This is a genomic window from Methylophaga sp. UBA1464, assembly GCF_002325665.1.
In the GTDB taxonomy this organism is placed as follows: Bacteria; Pseudomonadota; Gammaproteobacteria; order Nitrosococcales; family Methylophagaceae; genus Methylophaga.
The window spans coordinates 8,927-12,549 of record NZ_DCSO01000026.1 but is presented as its reverse complement, the minus strand read 5'-3'; the positions used below and the strand labels follow the sequence as shown (position 1 = coordinate 12,549).

At 46.9% G+C, this 3,623-nt stretch carries 6 protein-coding genes; all 6 read left to right on the top strand.

Annotated elements, in window-relative coordinates; genetic code table 11:
* On the top strand, positions 1-206 hold a 206-nt coding region (locus B3O33_RS02640), incomplete at its 5' end, for a hypothetical protein (protein ID WP_292362873.1).
* Between the two features lie 54 nt (positions 207-260).
* Entirely contained in the window at positions 261-731 is a 471-nt protein-coding gene (locus B3O33_RS02635) for a DUF3305 domain-containing protein (RefSeq protein WP_292362134.1), read from the top strand.
* On the top strand, positions 728-1,168 hold the full coding sequence (locus tag B3O33_RS02630) for a DUF3306 domain-containing protein (protein WP_292362135.1): 441 nt from the start codon (positions 728-730) through the stop codon (positions 1,166-1,168). The genes B3O33_RS02635 and B3O33_RS02630 overlap by 4 nt, the downstream gene beginning before the upstream one ends.
* Complete coding sequence (locus tag B3O33_RS02625; RefSeq protein WP_292362872.1) at positions 1,131-2,717, top strand: 4Fe-4S binding protein; 1,587 nt, start codon at positions 1,131-1,133, stop codon at positions 2,715-2,717. The genes B3O33_RS02630 and B3O33_RS02625 overlap by 38 nt, the downstream gene beginning before the upstream one ends.
* A gap of 5 nt (positions 2,718-2,722) precedes the next feature.
* Positions 2,723-3,298, top strand: coding sequence for a TorD/DmsD family molecular chaperone (locus tag B3O33_RS02620; RefSeq protein WP_292362136.1), 576 nt, complete (start codon positions 2,723-2,725; stop codon positions 3,296-3,298).
* A gap of 131 nt (positions 3,299-3,429) precedes the next feature.
* Positions 3,430-3,623: Tat pathway signal protein (locus tag B3O33_RS02615; protein WP_292362871.1), on the top strand; the 194-nt coding region annotated here is incomplete at its 3' end.

The following is a 3,623-nucleotide window of genomic DNA, read 5'->3' as shown; positions in this document are numbered from 1 at the left end:
CGCAGGCTCGCTTTAGCAGCGGGCAGGAGTGGTTGCAATCGGTCACATTGGTCCCGGAAAATCACAGCCTGACGCTGCATGCCGGACGTCGTCATCTGACATTGAAAACGGCTGATTTGCAACACTATGCAGGAGAGCGCGGAAAACGCGGTCACAAGCTGCCGAGAGGATTACAAAAAGTCAGTTCGGTCGAAGTAGCCGAGTAAAAAGCTCGGTTATTTGTTATCCTGTTTGGCATTAAATCACAATGCCTGATAGAGATGCTGGATTTACCTTCTGATCATTTTTCCGTTACTGCCGTATTGCTGAAAAAAGCCAGTCAGCACCGCTGGGCCAGTCATTCCTGGTCTCTGCTCGGTGTGATGCCAGGCCTCAGCGAAACGCAATTGTCCAATGCGCAGGAATCAGGCGAGCTGCATTATTATTCCGATCTGCATCTGCGTTTATTTCGGCATTATTGTGAAAGTTACTACCATAACCTGATGTCTGAACAGGCCAAGATCTATTTTATCGGGCGCCTGGAAAATGACCAGTTATCACCCGTTTTACTGACCGTGGATTTCGATGAGGCGGCTTCGTATATGGAAGCTGGCGATCAGGTACTGGAAGCACCATTGCCGGATGAATTATGTGTCTGGCTGGAACGGTTTCTACTTTACCACTATGCCCCGGAAGCACCTAAAAAACGCCGACGTGAACGCTGGAAAGATAAAGATGGAGGTGCCAGATGAAAGAAAAATCAGCATCCGAAAATTTCCTGGCGCGCTGGTCTCGCCGCAAACAACAGTCTGAAGTACTGACAAATCACGCCGTTGAGAACTCACCTGATGTAGAGCCATCTGAACCGGCAGTAGCAAAAGATCCCGCTGAGTTACCCATCTGGCAACGAGATGACGTGGATCCTGAAACCAGGCAGCAGGCTTTAAGAGATTTATTTCGTAAACCGGGCTTTAATAAAACTGACGGCCTTGAAGAATACGAAAACGACTATAACTATCATGCTTTTGCCGGATTAGGCTCTGTGGTGACGCATGAGATGAAGCGCATGCTGGAGCGTCAGCTGGAAGCAGATGAAACAGCTGAACCGTCAACAACAGCAGATTCAACAGAAAATCCTTTACAGGATGAAGATGCAAAACCGCGAAATACTCGCGACGAGGAGGATTAACCCATTGCATAACGTGGTTTTGGAAGCAGGTCGAATTGAAATTCATCCTGTGCAATTGATTGAGTTTGAATCCCGTGGAAGATTGTTAATTATCGGCAGTAGCGAGGCGATTTCTGCCGTAGCTCCACATTGTCAGACATTAACGATAACTGCGTTAGTGAGTGATGCTGCGACTGTCAGTGCTGAAGAAGTTTCGGTTTTAGCAGGTGAGTTGACTGGTTTAACCGGCTGGCTGGGTGAGTTTGATGCGATTATTTCTGGTCAAACGTTACGATTCGATTTGGTTCTGGATTTGAGTGACTCGTCAATTCTCAAACAGAAAGTTTCGCCTTTAGGCTATTTTGCACCGGGTGATAATCAACAGGCATTGGCAGAAGCCTTACAGCAGTTACCGGATTTGATTGGTGTTTTCGATAAACCACGCTATTTCCAATACAAACCGACTATCTGTGCCCATTCCCGACGTGGTATTAATGGCTGTAATCAATGTCTTGAAGCCTGCCCGGCCGAGGCTGTGAGCCACGCTGGTGATGAAGTCAGAGTGGATCCCAATTTATGTCAGGGGTGTGGCAGCTGTGTGGCGGTATGCCCTTCCGGGGCAATGAATTACGCATTGCCGACGCTGGATGTCAGTCTCGAACGGTTACGCTCTATGCTGCAGCAATATGATGAACTGGAAAGCCTGCCACCGCATATTTTGATCCATGATGAATCCAATGCACAAACCTTGCTGGAAATGCGCGGTCATGAACTCACTGATGATGTGATTACGTTCTCGATTGAAGAAATTGGTGCATTGAGTATGCCTTTCTGGTTGGCTGCCATAGCTTATGGTGCCAGTGGTGTTACAGTCTGGGATGCACTGACCCACGACGATCATGACTGGCTGGAATTACAGCAGCAAATGCAGTTAAGCAATGAATTATTGAACGGTATGGGGTATCCGGCTGCAATTCACTGGCATCAGGGCAATGATTTCACTGCATTACAAACTCATCTTAAACAACTTTCCAAAACAGATGCTGCTGCTCCGGGTCGTTTTGCCGGTATGGATAATAAACGGCGGGTCAGTACTCTGGCCTTATCCCATCTATACGAACATGCCCCGGCACCACAGGCAGAAATTAAACTTGAAAAGCCCGCGCCATTTGGTGAGATTCTGGTTGATAAACAGGCTTGTACTTTATGTATGTCCTGCGTATCGGTCTGTCCGGTGGGATCCTTGGTTGATGGGGTGGACAAGCCGCAACTCAACTTTATAGAAGATTTATGTGTGCAATGCGGTATTTGTGAAACGGCTTGTCCGGAAAATGCCATCACGCTGTCACCTCGTTATCTTTATCAGCGGGATCAGGCACGCCAAAAACGTGTATTGCATGAAGAGGCGATTTTTCATTGCATCAGTTGCGCAAAACCATTTGCCACACAGAAAATGATCGATACCATTACCGAAAAATTAAAAGATCACCACATGTTCCAGGGCGCTGCTTTGGAGCAATTGAAAATGTGTGAAGACTGTCGTGTAAAAGCAATGTTCAAAAAAGGTTGATAGGCGTGGAAGATATTGAAGAAACTCAATGGCGTGCCCAAACATACGCCTTATTAGCTAATTTGCTGGCGGCCCCGCCACAACAGAATTTACTGGATAACATTGTCAGTCTGCAGGTTACTCATCCTGAAAGTCCTCTGGGGCAGGGCTGGAAGGCTTTGGTAGAAGCTGCCGGAAAATACAATGCCGAACAAATTGCGGATGAATATCAATTATTGTTTATCGGTCTGGCGCAAGGTGAGGTTATTCCTTACGGCTCGTATTATCAGAGCGGCTTTTTAAATGAAAAGCCACTGGCAAAATTACGCATAGATTTAGGCAAACTCGGACTTGAGCGGCAACAGGACAAAGCGGAGCCGGAAGACCATATCGCCGGGGAGTGTGATGTGATGCGTTTGATTCTGACAGCTAACGGCACGCCAATCATAGATGATAAAACCTTTTTTAATACGCACTTACGACCCTGGGCAGTCAAATTCTTTACTGACTTGGCGAAAGCCAAAAGTGCTGCTTTTTACGGCGGGGTGGCATTATTGGGTAAACATTTTACAGAAGCTGAACTTCAACGCCTCGAACAATGACAAATAGTTTGATTTTGTGGGCGAATATCCTTGAACACTCATGTCGTCTGCGCGATAATTAACACTCAAATTTGTTGTCGACGCTGACAACCTCTTGCTTGTCAATGCACTGAATTTCATCCGGAGAAATCATGACTGCAAAGCCATCAAATAGCCGCAGAGAATTTCTGCACAAATTGACTGCCACCATTGGTGGAACGGCGACACTGGCACTGACAGCAAATACGCTGCAAGCCGCCCCAAAACAAGCAGTTGAAACTCCCGCTAAACCTGCTCCCGCTGCAAAAGGTTATCAACATACTGAGCATGTTGAGACTTACTACCA